The sequence below is a fragment of the Coleofasciculus sp. F4-SAH-05 genome (assembly GCF_040222985.1).
Lineage (GTDB): Bacteria > Cyanobacteriota > Cyanobacteriia > Cyanobacteriales > Coleofasciculaceae > Coleofasciculus > Coleofasciculus chthonoplastes.
This window is the reverse complement of record NZ_JAVKBY010000086.1, coordinates 1-13,480: the sequence shown is the minus strand read 5'-3', so window position 1 is coordinate 13,480 and position 13,480 is coordinate 1. Positions and strand designations below refer to the sequence as shown.

At 47.0% G+C, this 13,480-nt stretch carries 15 protein-coding genes and 2 pseudogenes; 7 read left to right on the top strand and 10 right to left on the bottom strand.

What is annotated here, in order from left to right; genetic code table 11:
- Positions 1-249: 249 nt before the first annotated feature.
- Positions 250-387: a photosystem II reaction center protein K gene (locus RIG27_RS10560; RefSeq protein WP_006103223.1), complete on the top strand. Its 138-nt coding sequence runs from the start codon at positions 250-252 to the stop codon at positions 385-387.
- 384 nt (positions 388-771) lie between these two features.
- Here the strand turns inward: RIG27_RS10560 and RIG27_RS10555 are convergent.
- The 3 genes and pseudogenes from RIG27_RS10555 to RIG27_RS10545 form a co-directional block, all read right to left on the bottom strand.
- Positions 772-957 (bottom strand): annotated as a pseudogene (locus tag RIG27_RS10555) (glutathione S-transferase family protein); the annotation flags it as partial.
- Positions 958-1,436: 479 nt separating this feature from the next.
- Positions 1,437-1,811, bottom strand: a pseudogene (locus RIG27_RS10550) (glutathione S-transferase family protein); the annotation flags it as partial.
- Positions 1,812-1,822: 11 nt separating this feature from the next.
- The gene (locus RIG27_RS10545) at positions 1,823-2,287 is read right to left on the bottom strand and encodes a hypothetical protein (RefSeq protein WP_446344942.1); all 465 of its coding nucleotides are present in this window, start codon (positions 2,285-2,287) and stop codon (positions 1,823-1,825) included.
- 515 nt (positions 2,288-2,802) lie between these two features.
- On the opposite strand from RIG27_RS10545, the gene RIG27_RS10540 reads away from it, so the two are divergent.
- Positions 2,803-3,507, top strand: a complete 705-nt coding sequence (locus RIG27_RS10540) for a tetratricopeptide repeat protein (RefSeq protein WP_446344940.1) — start codon at positions 2,803-2,805, stop codon at positions 3,505-3,507.
- A gap of 126 nt (positions 3,508-3,633) precedes the next feature.
- Here the strand turns inward: RIG27_RS10540 and RIG27_RS10535 are convergent, their stop codons facing one another.
- On the bottom strand, positions 3,634-4,026 hold the full coding sequence (locus RIG27_RS10535; protein ID WP_446344938.1) for a slr1601 family putative cell division protein: 393 nt from the start codon (positions 4,024-4,026) through the stop codon (positions 3,634-3,636).
- A gap of 519 nt (positions 4,027-4,545) precedes the next feature.
- Positions 4,546-4,641, bottom strand: coding sequence for a photosystem I reaction center subunit XII (gene psaM, locus RIG27_RS10530; protein ID WP_446344936.1), 96 nt, complete (start codon positions 4,639-4,641; stop codon positions 4,546-4,548).
- Between the two features lie 174 nt (positions 4,642-4,815).
- Here psaM and RIG27_RS10525 point away from each other — a divergent pair, with 174 nt between their 5' ends.
- Positions 4,816-5,532, top strand: a complete 717-nt coding sequence (locus RIG27_RS10525; RefSeq protein WP_446343988.1) for a TerC family protein — start codon at positions 4,816-4,818, stop codon at positions 5,530-5,532.
- 157 nt (positions 5,533-5,689) lie between these two features.
- On the opposite strand, the gene RIG27_RS10520 is transcribed toward RIG27_RS10525, so the two are convergent.
- The gene (locus RIG27_RS10520) at positions 5,690-6,664 is read right to left on the bottom strand and encodes an undecaprenyl-diphosphate phosphatase (RefSeq protein WP_446344934.1); all 975 of its coding nucleotides are present in this window, start codon (positions 6,662-6,664) and stop codon (positions 5,690-5,692) included.
- 277 nt (positions 6,665-6,941) lie between these two features.
- Between RIG27_RS10520 and RIG27_RS10515 the strand changes: the two genes are divergently transcribed.
- Entirely contained in the window at positions 6,942-7,625 is a 684-nt protein-coding gene (locus RIG27_RS10515) for a DUF3120 domain-containing protein (RefSeq protein ID WP_446344944.1), read from the top strand.
- Positions 7,626-7,777: 152 nt separating this feature from the next.
- Positions 7,778-8,776 (top strand): FHA domain-containing protein, encoded by a 999-nt coding sequence (locus RIG27_RS10510; RefSeq protein ID WP_446343984.1) that lies wholly within the window; start codon positions 7,778-7,780, stop codon positions 8,774-8,776.
- Here the strand turns inward: RIG27_RS10510 and lipB are convergent.
- The gene (gene lipB, locus RIG27_RS10505) at positions 8,744-9,430 is read right to left on the bottom strand and encodes a lipoyl(octanoyl) transferase LipB (RefSeq protein ID WP_446344932.1); all 687 of its coding nucleotides are present in this window, start codon (positions 9,428-9,430) and stop codon (positions 8,744-8,746) included. The two genes, RIG27_RS10510 and lipB, sit on opposite strands and share 33 nt — an antisense overlap.
- Positions 9,431-9,464: 34 nt before the next feature.
- Between lipB and RIG27_RS10500 the strand changes: the two genes are divergently transcribed.
- Both RIG27_RS10500 and RIG27_RS10495 read left to right on the top strand, forming a co-directional pair.
- A complete protein-coding gene (locus RIG27_RS10500) occupies positions 9,465-9,707 on the top strand; it encodes a hypothetical protein (protein WP_446344930.1) in 243 nt (80 codons plus the stop codon).
- Between the two features lie 184 nt (positions 9,708-9,891).
- Positions 9,892-10,074 carry a hypothetical protein gene (locus tag RIG27_RS10495; protein ID WP_446343978.1) on the top strand — a complete coding sequence of 61 codons (183 nt, stop codon included), beginning with the start codon at positions 9,892-9,894 and terminating at the stop codon, positions 10,072-10,074.
- A 239-nt stretch (positions 10,075-10,313) separates the two neighbouring features.
- On the opposite strand, the gene RIG27_RS10490 is transcribed toward RIG27_RS10495, so the two are convergent.
- The 3 genes from RIG27_RS10490 to gpmI all read right to left on the bottom strand — a co-directional run bounded on the left by RIG27_RS10490 (position 10,314) and on the right by gpmI (position 13,123).
- Positions 10,314-11,117, bottom strand: coding sequence for a matrixin family metalloprotease (locus tag RIG27_RS10490; RefSeq protein ID WP_446344928.1), 804 nt, complete (start codon positions 11,115-11,117; stop codon positions 10,314-10,316).
- Positions 11,118-11,231: 114 nt separating this feature from the next.
- A complete protein-coding gene (secG, locus tag RIG27_RS10485; RefSeq protein ID WP_446343974.1) occupies positions 11,232-11,462 on the bottom strand; it encodes a preprotein translocase subunit SecG in 231 nt (76 codons plus the stop codon).
- Positions 11,463-11,524: 62 nt separating this feature from the next.
- Complete coding sequence (gpmI, locus tag RIG27_RS10480; RefSeq protein WP_446344926.1) at positions 11,525-13,123, bottom strand: 2,3-bisphosphoglycerate-independent phosphoglycerate mutase; 1,599 nt, start codon at positions 13,121-13,123, stop codon at positions 11,525-11,527.
- Positions 13,124-13,480: the final 357 nt, after the last annotated feature.

Below are 13,480 nucleotides of genomic sequence, written 5' to 3'. Positions count from 1 at the left end.
CTATTCATCCACAACGTTTTTTCCAAACAGGAAACTTTAATACATAGTGAGGCAAAATTGCTAGCTCCCCCCACACCCCACACCCCATACCCCACACCCAGTATCCTATCGTGGGTAATGTGGCTTAAGTTGACACCAATGTCTCTTCCCTAGACCCAACCTACCCCCTGAAGCTAGCTCAGTTGTAACCCAGTTCATGTTAAGATCCATTTCAATTCTGAAAATTCGCTTAGAAAGGAAGACTTAACTATGGAAGCAGCCATGCTGTTGGCGAAATTGCCTGAAGCCTACTCTATCTTTGACCCTATCGTAGACGTTCTCCCAGTCATCCCCGTCTTTTTCTTGCTGCTAGCGTTTGTTTGGCAAGCGGCTGTGGGTTTCCGGTAAATCAATAAAATCAATTATGGCAAGGACACCCAGTTAGGGGAAATGGCACTGACTTTAGAGTTTGTAGCCAGCGATGCGAAAGCTTCTGGTATGCTTCGTGCCTACTACGAACCCAGCTTAAGTCAGCAGCATTCCAGTTAGGGGTGTCCTGATTCATAGTCTACAGCTTTATATATTTAGAGCTTGCTGCACAAAGTCGAAACCGCAAAGCCCATAAATGCTTTGAGTTTTATTGATAGAGGGTTTGATTCAAGGAAATCGGGTAGCATCCTTCAAATGTATGGCATCACCAAGCTATGGAAAAATGTACCCTTGCTCCCCCAGCTCTCCCAGCTTCAAGAGCTTCAAGAGCTCCCCCTCACCACAACACTTATTCAGCAGCCCCTATTTAGCTGCGTCCGCAATCGTTTTCTGAAACGCCGATCGCTCACCAAGGCGTTTAATATAGTCTGAGATAGCTGGGTACTCGCCCAGGTCAAGCTGTAACATGATCGGGATATAACTCAAATACGATCCCACAGCCACATCAGCGACACTAAACTGATCTCCCAACAAGAACGGTTGATTCTTTGACACTCCCCCGCTTGAAATACGGGGGATTCTTGAGCTAATCACAGCCATGCAAGAGTTACCCCTAATTAGGTCTTACACGATTATGTCCTACCCGAAGTCAACTAGAATATCACTTAATATCTAGAACCCCTCTTCTTTGGATAGCTCTCCAAGCTTTTACCTGAGTTAATCAGGAAGTTACCGGATGCCCTACGGTACTTATTAACTATTTAGTTTTTACAAAAAGTGCTATTCCGACTGAGAAAATCGGCATTGTACGAATTTTGGCTCGTTTGAAATCCTAGCCAGACCAATGACACCATTTTTGTATTTTCAGAAGGTTTTTATATGTACAGAGTTATCACCTACAAACTCTGTTTTCTCATGTTATTATTATACCTAGAATTAGCAAGAAAAGCAACTTTAGTTGCTAGGCTAAACGCCTCGCTCGGTTTCATCCCTCGGATAAATCGCGAGGGCTTTCACCATTGCTTATCCTGTAAACGTTGCTCAAGCGGGGGAAATAATTTTGGCATTTCCCGCTCTCGACTCGCCTCCACAAAAATTCCCGGACCAAGCGTCGCATTGGCAAACAAAATCCATTGAGCTATGGTTGCTTGCTCCTCCAATCCGTTCAGGTTGCCATATTTTTGAGCCAAGTAGAGCAAAATTGCTCCCGACTCCCACAGTTGGAAATCCTCATCCATAATGGCGGGAACTTTTCCCATGGGATTAATCGCCAGATAATCCGGCTGGCGATGTTCTCCAGCTTGCATGTCCAACAGTACATAATCGTAGGGAACGCCCAATTCTTCCAAATACCACTGGACAATTGACGCCCGACTGCGGGAGCCACCATAAAGTTTCAGCATCGTCGTTTTGGTTAGAGAACTTTGTGAGTGTATTCGTGCTGTTTAACGTCGTCTTCCTTACGCACAACTCGGATCTGATTCAGCACCCGCTTGCGTTCGATAGAGTAGTTAAAATCATCGCGCATTGTACCAGGGGGAATGTGGGCTTGTGCCTCCGGACGAGTTTTGTAGGTGCGAGCTGCTGCGATCGCGCGGGCAATAAAATCATCGCAAAAATGAGCCTCTGCGGGAAATTCCGGCGGTTTTTCTGGGGTGTCACCACTGATAACCTCGCCCAGTGTGGTGCCACGCGCCATGGAATAGGAGGTCGGAATCCCTTTGAGAACTGCCTCTAGAGCCGCAGAAGGAATCGGTTCCAGGATTTTTACCTCCTCAACTTCACCCTCTTGTTTCAAGAAGCAGGTGGCTAACCCTACCACTAAATAGTTCTCCGCACTAACGTCAGGAGCATCCTGTAATGCTGTTGTCGTTGCCATATTTCTCAGTGTCCTTAACTATTCCCAACCCAAACCAATCAGTTACTTGGGTTGCATTTTACCATCTTCTAGACGGGACATTCTTTATCTGTAGGTCAGACTGGGCAATCTCTTGCTGGGGAATGTAAAGAAACGTTGCAGATTTCTGGCAGGTTACCGTTAGCCCTGTAAGGTTGGGGGACAGAGCATCGCCAGATGGCAATAAAGGTTTGAGTGCTGATTGCGAGCGGAATGAACTCGTGTTCGATTGTGCCAATTTTTGTAGGTTCACACAGCTAGCGGGGTGAACCACACCCAGGATAGAGGGAATGACTCAGCTTCATTCATTAAGATTTCAGGAAAGCAGCTAAGCTGTGCTGTAGATTTCTCATAGAACATCAATCAGTTGGGTTGGCTGGTGATTATTAAGAGGAGTAAAGACGCCTCAGGAAGTGACACACCGACACCAACTCGCGGGGTGCAGCCAGACTTAAGGTTGATTGTAGATAGACCGCAGGTGTTGTTGGAGAACGATTATGAACGCTCATGTATTTATCAAAGGCGATGAAGAGAATAGACAATGGATTCCCATGTCCCGCCGGAAACCCCAGCCTTTACCCACGATTACACTAACCCCTCGAACCCCTAACCACCTTTCGATTAAAAATTTACGCACCTCAGCTCAACGCCAAGCCAAACAGGGAGAGTACAGGAGTGCGATCGCGCTTTTGAGTCAGGCAATTAAACATCATCCTACCCACGCTATTGACTATAACAACCGAGGATTGATTTACTTCCAAATGGGTCAGCGTCAAAAAGCTTTAGACGATTACAACCGAGCTTTACAACTCAATCCCGAATTGGACAGCGCTTACAATAATCGCGGCAATTACTATGCTGCCATGGGACAACTCGCCAAAGCACTCGCCGATTACGAAAAAGCATTGGATCTCAATCCGCGTAATGTTCGCACTTGGATTAACCAAGCCATCACCTTTCGGGAATTAGGGCTTTATGACCTCGCCATCGAAAACCTGGACTTGGCTTTAATCCTGGGATGCCTACAAAACCACATCTATGCCGAACGAGGTCGTACCTATCATCTGCGGGGAGACTGGAACTGCGCGATCGCTGACTATCAACGCGCACTTTCTCAACTTCCTGTGTCAGGAACCTCGGGTCGTCTGCGCCAGAAAGTTGAAACCTGGATGGGTGAGTTGCTTGATCCCTTAAGCGCATGAATTCAAACCTCAACAGGGGGTTGAAACTGTTCCCTGTTCCCTGTTCCCTGTTCCCTGTTCCCAATTCCCTATTTCCTGTTCCCTGTTCCCTGTTCCCACCACAAAACTCCCTGTAGCAGCCCCTATTTAGTTATCGGGCATGAGACGCCGATCTTCCCAGACGACTTGACGCTGATTTGGATCAACCCGATAACTTTGATCTTGCATAACTCGTCTAGCTTGTGCCGGATCAAACGCTTCGCCGAAGTCATTGCGGAGTTTCTGAACCCGGCTTTGGGTGCGTTTCACTTCTGATCGTACTTCTTGCAACTTCGCCTTTTGGGACAGATGATAGGGCAACAGTTGTGCCAATCCCGCGATCGCGGCAGCACAAAGAATCAGATTTACCACTAATTTAACCGTAATTTCACCCGCTACGACGGAGTAGGAATGCCGCCGTGGACGACGTTCTTGGCGAGGAACCCTGCGGCGGGTTGGTAAAGGTTGCCGAGTGGGTCGAGAGGTTGGGATCGCATTCATCTCAAAAAAACTCGCTGGAGACTCCCGTTATCGTCTTTAATTTAGCGGCAGAGGAAAGCTCGGCAAAAAGTATCGCTTCCCTTGTACAAAAGTTGGTAATACCCCTACCGCCTTATTGACTAACGACGTTTGACGCGCCAGCGTTCGCCTCTCGTCTGGATAGTTACAGACTCGTGCTTTTAAACTGTACGCCTAGGGGTTGATGGAACCTATGTCCGTTGCCAAAAGGTTGACAATCACTAACATTTTCTTTCAGCTTCATCCTGGCAGTGTTGGCACTCACCAGTCCACCGACTGACACGATCGAGCTGGTCGCCTAATGTGCCTAACGTTCAGATCATAGACAAAGAGTTTTCCTCAGGCAATACTCTGCTGCGGATAGTCAGATACTTTACAGCATTTTGTTGCCATTATCCGGAATTAGGAGATGAGGGGTGCAACTCAAACCGTATCTACAAGACAAGGGTGGACATCACACCCCTCATCCTTGCCAGTTCCTAGCCAGATTGAGAATGAGAACTACTTATAGAGTTCCGTAGCTAAACGGAAGGCTAAGATACCGGGAATGATCGCTACGACAAGAGCGACGAAAACTTGGGTATCTGAAAGGGACATGGTTTACAAGCTCCTAATTAAACATCAATATGACCTTTAGTCTACTGGCTATTGCTCCGTTTTCGGCAGAAATTTCGGGCAACACGTTAAGATTAGTTAACAGAAGGCTCATAGTTGCCGAGCAAGAGCAGCTTACGTCCTCGTCAATACTCGAAATCATTATTTATTTCATTAATGCTGGATCAAGTTTTTAAGTTACCGTTCAATCTAGGAATTGAAGCCCCCTTAGTCCTGCTGATTTTGGTTGCCCTCGAAGCTGTGCTGTCAGCCGATAACGCGATCGCGCTGGCAACAATTGCTCAAGGGTTAGAAGACAAGCAACTTCAGCGACAAGCGCTGAACTTTGGCTTGGTGGTGGCTTACATTCTGCGGATTAGTCTGATTCTGACGGCAACGTGGGTGGTCAAGTTTTGGCAATTTGAACTCCTCGGCGCTGCTTATTTGCTTTGGTTAGTCTTCGAGCATTTCACCTCCGAGGAAGATGAACAACATCACCATCATGGACCCCGATTTACATCGCTGTTACAAGTAATTCCTCTGATCGCCATTACTGATCTAGCATTTTCCTTAGATAGTGTCACCACCGCGATCGCGATTTCTGACCAAATCTGGCTGGTTCTGGCAGGTGGCACCATCGGTGTGATTACCCTACGATTTATGGCAGGATTATTCATCCGTTGGCTGCAGGAGTATGTCAACCTGGAGGATGCGGGTTACATTACCGTTGGTATAGTCGGATTGCGACTTTTGGTTCGGGCGATTAATCCCGAATTCGTGCCGCCCGAATGGTTGATGATTACCATTATTGCCTTGATCTTCCTCTGGGGATTTGCCCAACGCACGAATGAAGCCGACAACTCACTCCCTGAAGTTAATGAACAGCTTGAGTAAGTAGGGGGGAAATTAAAGTCGGGCGGCGAAGATCATCATTTGTCATTTGGTGATTGTGCAGGGTTCATTGGTAATCCTCTTCCCCTGCTCCCCTGCTCCCCCTGCTTCCCCTGCTTCCCCTGCTTCCCCTGCTTCCCCTGCTTCCTCCCCTCACTACCTAACTATTGGGCAATACTCCGGCTATAACCGCCGCCAAAATTGCCACACCAAAGGCGACACGATACCAGACAAAAATCCAAGTGTTCTGAGTTTGCAGATAACGAATTAGCCACGCGATCGCGGCATAAGAAAACACAGCGGATGATATCACGCCCACGGTGAGAGGCATTAATCCTCCCTCGCCGACTCCAGATTCTAATAAATCCTTTAACTCCACTAACCCGGCTAGGGTAATCGCGGGAATGCCTAGCAAAAAGGAAAAGCGGGCGGCTGTTCCTCTTTCCAATCTCATAAACAAGCCTGCTGTAATCGTTGAACCCGATCGCGATACGCCAGGAATGAGCGCCAAGGCTTGAGCAAATCCCATCAAGATGCCATCCTGCATCCCCAATTTATCGAAATTACGCTCTCTAGTACCGATCTTTTCCGCAACGCCCAAAAGCAGCCCCATAAAAATCGAAGCACAAGCGATCGCGACAGTACTCCGTAGGGGAGAATTATCAAAATCTGGAATAAATATCTTAATTAACAAGCCACAGAAGACAATCGGTAAAGTACCTAAGCCGATACCCACCGCCATGCGAAAATCGTTGGCTTGGTAATCCCTCCTCTGAATCGCTTTAATCGTACCTGTGGAAATTTGCCATAAGTCTGACCAAAAATACCACAGCACGGCAGCAATACTCCCCAGCTGAATAATTGCCGTAAAAGCAACCCCCGGATCACCCCAGCCTAATACCACAGGTACGACTTTTAAATGTGCAGTACTGCTAATCGGGATAAACTCCGTTAACCCCTGCACGATTCCCAGTACCAACGCCTGAACAATGTTCATCTGGGAGGTGGATTGGGTGGTGGGTACGGCGACGTCTGTGGATAAGCTGGTGGCAAAACTCTTCAATGGAATGGTGAGTAAGGCACTTAGAAGGCTAAGACTTAAAAATTTGAACCACCGCCACTGCAATTTGATCATGTATGTCTTTGAGGTAAAATTCCCAATCCCCAATCACTAATCACCAGCCACTAGCATTAATCGGAATTCTGGCATAGCTTGATCGCGATCGCAAACTTTCTTAGGTGCTAGTCCATACACTATAATATTTCATATCCCCCTAGGGGGGATATAGCTCATGATATATTGAGATATGTAAACATAAGTAAAGAAAATTAAAGAAATCGTGTTTCGCAATAGTGTGTTTTCTGATACCTCCTCCAACTACTCCAACCCATCAGCAGCGGCTTGGCTGTTGATGTCAATTGGTCGCGCCTTGAATAGTTTAGGCATAACATCAAACGCCAGACGTCAAAGCTGGTGGCTGTTTGCCGCTGCTTCATTTCTGGTATCCGTACCTGTGTTCGTGCAAGCACCATTAGTCCGGCAACTGCCCTGGTTCAGTGTACTGTTGACCTTAGGGTGGATAGGGCTGGGATGCAAGCTGCTGGAGCATCCAACAATGCGAGTGTGGGGAGATTTGTTACTCGGGTTTAGTTGGTGCTGGCTAGCCGGTTCAATTTATTGGGGCTGGCTGCGGAGTGAACCCCTGTTACATTTACCCATTGAAGCCATTGGTCTACCCTTTGCCCTGTGGGGGTTATGGCGGGGAAGAGGAGTCGTCGGGAATCTGTTTTACCTGGGTTCTCTGTTCGGGACAGTTCTAACCGACGTATATTTTTACATAACCGATCTGATTCCCTACTGGCGTCAGATTATGGACGTTGATCCCGCCTTGATTACACCCATCTTGCAAGAGGCGATCGCACAAGTACAAACCCCTTGGGGAATTAGCTGGGCAGCGGTTTTAGGATGTACACTAGGATTAGTAGGATGTGGGGCATTGACCCGAGGGCGATTGCCGTGGTGGGCATTTAGTGGGGCAGTATTGAGTACAATTTTGGTAGATAGCCTATTTTGGCTAGCAGCTACATGGCAATAAAAGCTCATGAATGTCTACAGTAAACAAATTTTGACATCAAACCATAAGGGCAGTGAAGTTTCCGGAATCACTCGTTTGGCTTCAGAATGCATCTACTAGGATATAGACTTAATCCTCTGTTTATTTTTTAACCCGTCGTTGCTTCTGTGCCTGTGGTGACTCTACGATCCACTCCCTATTTACTTCTACCGACTGAGACTGGTAACCGCTACCTCCCCCTGGTGGGTAGTAACTGCTGGACAGTTGGTCGCGGAGATGATAACAATTTTGTTCTGTCTGATCGTTGGATTTCCCGAAATCACGCGATGTTACAGTGTACCGAAACCGGTGATTTCTATCTGATTGATTTAGGAAGTCGCAATGGTTCTTTCGTGAATGGACGCCGAGTGAGTATTCCGGTGACATTAAGAAACGGCGATCAGCTGATGTTTGGTCAGACTGAACTGGAATTTCATTCACCATCCGATACCCGTAACCGCGATCGCGATTATAGCCAACCTCCAAGTAGTGAAACCCTAACCTCTACGTTACATGTGCGCCGTCTAATGTCGGTGATGGTGGTGGATATCCGCGACTTTACGGTGCTAACTCGCCAACTGGATGAAAAGATTCTTTCGGCTGTGATTGGTACTTGGTTTCGCCAATCAGGAAATATTATCCGCAAATCGGGAAGTTGGGTGGATAAATATATTGGCGATGCAGTGATGGCAATTTGGTTTCATGGACATAAAGGGGTGAGTAAAGACGAAGCCATGAATGTGTTGCAAGCGGTTAGCGATTTGCACAGGATGACGGCATCCCTTTCCAGTCAATACCCCCTACCTTTCCCGCTACGCATTGGTACGGGAGTGAATACGGGTTATGCGATGGTGGGAAATACGGGCAGTGGAGATCGCCCTGACTATACAGCAATTGGCGATACAGTGAATGCGGCATTTCGTCTAGAGTCGGCGACGAAACAAATTGGTCTGGATATTGCTTTGGGAGAAGATACTTATAGCTATCTGGAACAGCTAGGATACAAGAATTTGGGCTTTAAACAACATATTGTTAGCCTGAAAGGGTATGAGAAGCCAACCACCACTTATGCGGGAACCTATGCTGATCTGAATAAGTTTTTAGCGACTCGCTGTTCCGAAAAACTGACCTAAACATTGTTCTGAGTAGCTATAACTGACATTAAATACCTCGGCAAATTTAGCGATTACCACTGGGCGAACTTGGTCTACGGTAATATTAGGAATAAACTGGGTAAGACTACCCACAGGTTTATTGGCAATTCCACAAGGGACAATGCGCTTGAACCCGCTTAAGTCAGGGCAGACATTTAGGGCAAAGCCGTGCATGGTAATCCAACGACTAACTTTAATCCCAATGGCGGCAACCTTGCGTCCCTCAAGCCAAACACCAGTCATCCCGGTTTCGCGATCGCCTTTAAGTCCATAAACCGCCAACACCTCAATTAAGAAGGCTTCTAACTGTCGCAGATACCAGTGTAAATCTTGCTGATAATAGCGTAAATTGAGAATGGGATAGCCGACAAGTTGACCGGGACAATGGTAAGTGACTTCACCTCCCCGTTCTATACGGTGAACCTCCCAATCAGCTTCTGCGAGGTTGAACTTGAGGAAGTCTAAACTTGCACCTTGACCTAAAGTATAGACTGGTGGATGTTCCATTAATAAGAGAACATCATCAAGGGTGGGATCATTAATCCGTTGTGACAGGAGCGATCGCTGTTGTTCCCAGGCGACGGTATACGGTATAAGTCCTTGATTGTATAGTAAGCATTGACGTTGTGCCATTCACGTCCTATTCTCTGAAGATAACTTACCTATTATGAAAGACAAACTTATCTATTGGCTAAATCAGTTATTAGTCGCTGATTTCTTCCTGGTTTTATTCAGCTTCTTCTGGTTCGCGATCGCACTCATCGGGCGATCGATTGGTGTTTCCCTGGGATTAGACCTGTGGTATAGCTTGTGGAACCCTGTCTTTACTCCTGCGATCGGTCTTTTAATGGCAGGTGCGCTGTTAACTGGGCTGATGAACCAGATTAACAAACGTTTGAATTCAGAATGACAAGGATATTAATACACTCGTTCTCAAGAGTAATTGTCAGCTCACAGCTACTGTAAGACAAGAGATTGAGACAACGTTATTATCGGGATTGCTGAAATAAGTTGTCCAACACGCCCAATCACCCTTAGTCGATGGATAGGTGATATAGTCTAATCAGCAAAAATACTTAGTTAAACAAGAACCTATGACTTTTTTGCAACTTGCCGTCATTACCTGTCTCACCTTTGTGTTGATCAAATTTACCGCCTCTGTCTTTGGCTATGGCAATAATCGCTTCTTGAATATCTTGGTTACAGCCATCCTCGCTATTTTTGTCACCTTTGAACTGGTGAAGCTGCTACAGGCAGTCTTCATTAAATTAGGATAGGACGCTGAAGATCCCCCATCAGTAATACCATAGATTCCTGCCTGGGGATTCCTATAGGATAAAAAAATGGCTCACTGGCTATCTGCCCATGCCCAAATGGTTTAACACGGCAGAACCGTGCAAAGCCATTCTAAGGATAGGGCGGTTAAAACCGCATCTAAACAAACAAAACCTGCCTTCGCAGGTTTCTAAATCCTAATTTAGGTGTTATTCCCTTCCTGGTAGAAGATTACCTATTTTTATCTTCCCCAGCTCCCCCAGCTCCCCCAGCTCCCAGACGTGCCATGGCACGTCTCTACATTGGCTTCCCCAGCTTCGAGTGTAGGTGTCACCGCCCATCCTAAGCGAGTAGGCTGCTGGTAAATCCGTTTCAACGTGTTGATATCCCGCACGGAGATTTCTGGGGGATGGCGAACTTGAGAATAGTACATCGTATCTGTTTCCACCGGAGAATGACCCCAAATCCCCAGCGCATGTCCGAATTCATGACGAGCCGTGGCTAGGGTATAATCTACGGTTTGGTGGGGACTCAGATAAATAGTAAACTTGTGCGCTAGAATACGTTGTGATTCCTCAACGCCGGGACGCAGATAAAATTCGTAGCGAGTTTCTGCGGTACGGGCGCGAATGTTCTCAAATCGTTGGGTTTCTTGGTTAAACGAAGCTTGTAAAGGAGGGCGCGATCGCACAATTGTAATATCTGCTGATTCTGTCTCAGAAACCACCTGTAACGGTAAATAGCCAGTCCATTCCTCTACCGCTTGTAACACAGCATTGTACCAATCGTGGAATCGTTTAGCACTAGCCGAGGATTCCGCTGATTCTCTGGGTTGTTCAATATACACCTGAACCGGAAACTCGGACCAAACCAGATACTCCACTGGGGTTAACTTAATCTCCGTAAAATAATCACCGACACCAGTTTGATCATCCCACCGCGCCAATGTTTGGGGGAGGGGGTGAGGTTGAGGAGTTGGGAGAGAGAACGGAATCCCAGGGATATGCCAAGATATCGATAGTAACAGAATTAAACCACTAGTCAAGATCGCGATCCACAAGAGACGTTTCCTGGTGCTATGGAGGAAACGCCTCAGCTTGGGAGCGGTAATTTTTCTCATCCCAAATTCGTTGCTTGTTCGATTCAGTGGGGGAAAATATCACTGATTCAACCACCCAGCACTCAGAACAATGGTCAAACCAATAAAGATAATAGCAAGCACCCAAGTAACCCGATTTAAGGCGGTTTCGGCACTTTTGGCACTAGTAAACAGTTGGGCTTGACCACCAATCCCACCAATACCATCCCCTTTGGGACTATGAAGCAACACTAAAACAATCAAACCGAGAGCAGATGCTGCCCAAATAATTTGCAGAACTTGACTGATCATACTTGATTATGGCTTAGGTGTCAATGGTAATGTGGTCTTCTTTTTTCGTCCAAGACCAAAGACTACAAGGCAACTCGTACTGGCGTCCGATTCTGTCGCACATCAAACTCCACTGGTTTGATCATAGAACGTCCCGTCATTTCTTCCGGTTGTGGCAATTTTAAGATGTCCAGAATCGTCGGCGCAATATCTGCCAGCCGTCCATCGCTACGCAGGGCAATGTCCGTGCCATGTCCAGGGATTTTTGTTTTTTCCCCTTCTATCAGAATAAAAGGTACAGGATTGGTTGTGTGAGCCGTCCAAGCATTGCCTTGTTCATCTCGCATATATTCGGCATTCCCGTGATCGGCGATAATGATCGCGGTTCCGCCCACTTTGTTGATACTCTCAACCAAGCATCCCAAACAGTAATCCACAGTTTCAATCGCTTTCACACAGGCGTCTGTATTGCCCGTATGTCCCACCATATCCGGGTTTGCGTAGTTAATTACCACCAAGGAGTAAATCATTTTGCTAATCGCCTTTACCGCCACATCCGTCACATCGACGGCGGACATCGCTGGGGCGCGATCATAAGTTGCCACCATGGGGCTGGGAATCAGTTCCCGATCCTCTCCTTCAAAGGGTAATTCTAAACCGCCATTAAAAAAGTAGGTGACATGGGCGTACTTTTCAGTTTCAGCCGTGCGGAATTGGCGCAACCCATTCCGGGAAACGACTTCGCCGAGAATATTATTCAAGTTCTGCGGCTCAAACGCCACCAAAACCGGGAAGCTGGGATCATACTGAGTAAACGTGACAAACGCTAAGGGTTTAATCAGTTCCCGTTCAAATCCGTCAAATTCCGGATCAGTCAACGCTTGGGTCAGTTGTCGGGCGCGATCGGGACGGAAGTTAAAGAAGATTATCCCATCCCCCGGTTCCAATGCACCCGAGGTAATCCGAGTCGGCAGAATAAACTCGTCAGTAATCTCCGCCTCATAAGAGGCTTGCATCACCTCAACCGCACTTCGACCATCCCCATTCCCATCCTGGGTGAGCATATCGTAAGCTTTTTGGGTGCGATCCCAGCGATGATCGCGATCCATGGCATAGTAGCGACCACTAATCGTGGCAATGCGTCCCATGCCAATTTTGTCAATATGCTCTTGAAGGGTCTGAAGATAGCTGATCCCGGAGTTGGGGTTGGTATCACGACCATCCATAAGGGCGTGAACACAAACATCAGAGAAGCCTTGGGATTTAGCAAAATCGAGTAATCCCAGCAGATGGTTGATGTGGGAATGCACACCACCGTCCGAACATAAGCCGATTAGGTGTAACTTACCCCCTTGATGCTTCAGTTCTTGGCTCAATTTCTGCAGGGCTGCATTCTCCCTGATCGAACCATCTTCCACAGCATCTGAGATGCGAACTAGTTCTTGGGGGACGACACGCCCAGCACCGATATTCAGGTGACCCACTTCCGAGTTACCCATTTGACCCTCTGGTAGACCAACATCTTTGCCAGAGGTGCGAATAGTTGTACTGGGATAAGCCGTCAAAAGGCTATCCATCACAGGGGTTCGAGCCATGGCAATGGCATTTCCATCCCTTGCCTTGCTGTAGCCCCAGCCGTCCAAGATGACTAGCACCACAGGAGATACAGGTGCTTGCATCATAGTATCGCTCTTTATTCCTACACTAATTTCACCGCCATGATATCATTAGTTTCTTGATTTGATGGCTAATTTTTGCCTTTCGTTTGACTTTTTAGGCATTTTGCCGGAGAATTTAGCAGCTTCTTCGGTCTATTTTCTTTCTCAGGAATCATTGTTCTCGATCAGCTCTTTGCAGAGGATACTTGTTGACACTATTCTCAACTAGCTAACTCTTGTTTGACACTCCCTGCCCTATAAGTGCGGGGATTCTTAGTTCCGCGACACACCTTACAATTATCTATCCTTGCGGCAATACTTAAACCAAACACCCGTAGAAAACTACCAAGTATTGAGCCTAATTTAGATAACTCCAGAGGG

Bases quoted from the DNA above. Each gene is read 5' to 3' on its own strand.
- RIG27_RS10495 (WP_446343978.1), top strand. From the start codon at position 9,892: ATGACTTTTTTGCAACTTGCCGTCATTACCTGTCTCACCTTTGTGTTG.
- RIG27_RS10525 (WP_446343988.1), top strand. From the start codon at position 4,816: ATGCTGGATCAAGTTTTTAAGTTACCGTTCAATCTAGGAATTGAAGCC.
- secG (WP_446343974.1), bottom strand. From the start codon at position 11,462: ATGATCAGTCAAGTTCTGCAAATTATTTGGGCAGCATCTGCTCTCGGT.
- RIG27_RS10535 (WP_446344938.1), bottom strand. From the start codon at position 4,026: ATGAATGCGATCCCAACCTCTCGACCCACTCGGCAACCTTTACCAACC.
- RIG27_RS10545 (WP_446344942.1), bottom strand. From the start codon at position 2,287: ATGGCAACGACAACAGCATTACAGGATGCTCCTGACGTTAGTGCGGAG.
- RIG27_RS10500 (WP_446344930.1), top strand. From the start codon at position 9,465: ATGAAAGACAAACTTATCTATTGGCTAAATCAGTTATTAGTCGCTGAT.
- lipB (WP_446344932.1), bottom strand. From the start codon at position 9,430: ATGGCACAACGTCAATGCTTACTATACAATCAAGGACTTATACCGTAT.
- RIG27_RS10515 (WP_446344944.1), top strand. From the start codon at position 6,942: ATGTCAATTGGTCGCGCCTTGAATAGTTTAGGCATAACATCAAACGCC.
- RIG27_RS10520 (WP_446344934.1), bottom strand. From the start codon at position 6,664: ATGATCAAATTGCAGTGGCGGTGGTTCAAATTTTTAAGTCTTAGCCTT.
- RIG27_RS10560 (WP_006103223.1), top strand. From the start codon at position 250: ATGGAAGCAGCCATGCTGTTGGCGAAATTGCCTGAAGCCTACTCTATC.
- gpmI (WP_446344926.1), bottom strand. From the start codon at position 13,123: ATGATGCAAGCACCTGTATCTCCTGTGGTGCTAGTCATCTTGGACGGC.
- psaM (WP_446344936.1), bottom strand. From the start codon at position 4,641: ATGTCCCTTTCAGATACCCAAGTTTTCGTCGCTCTTGTCGTAGCGATC.
- RIG27_RS10540 (WP_446344940.1), top strand. From the start codon at position 2,803: ATGAACGCTCATGTATTTATCAAAGGCGATGAAGAGAATAGACAATGG.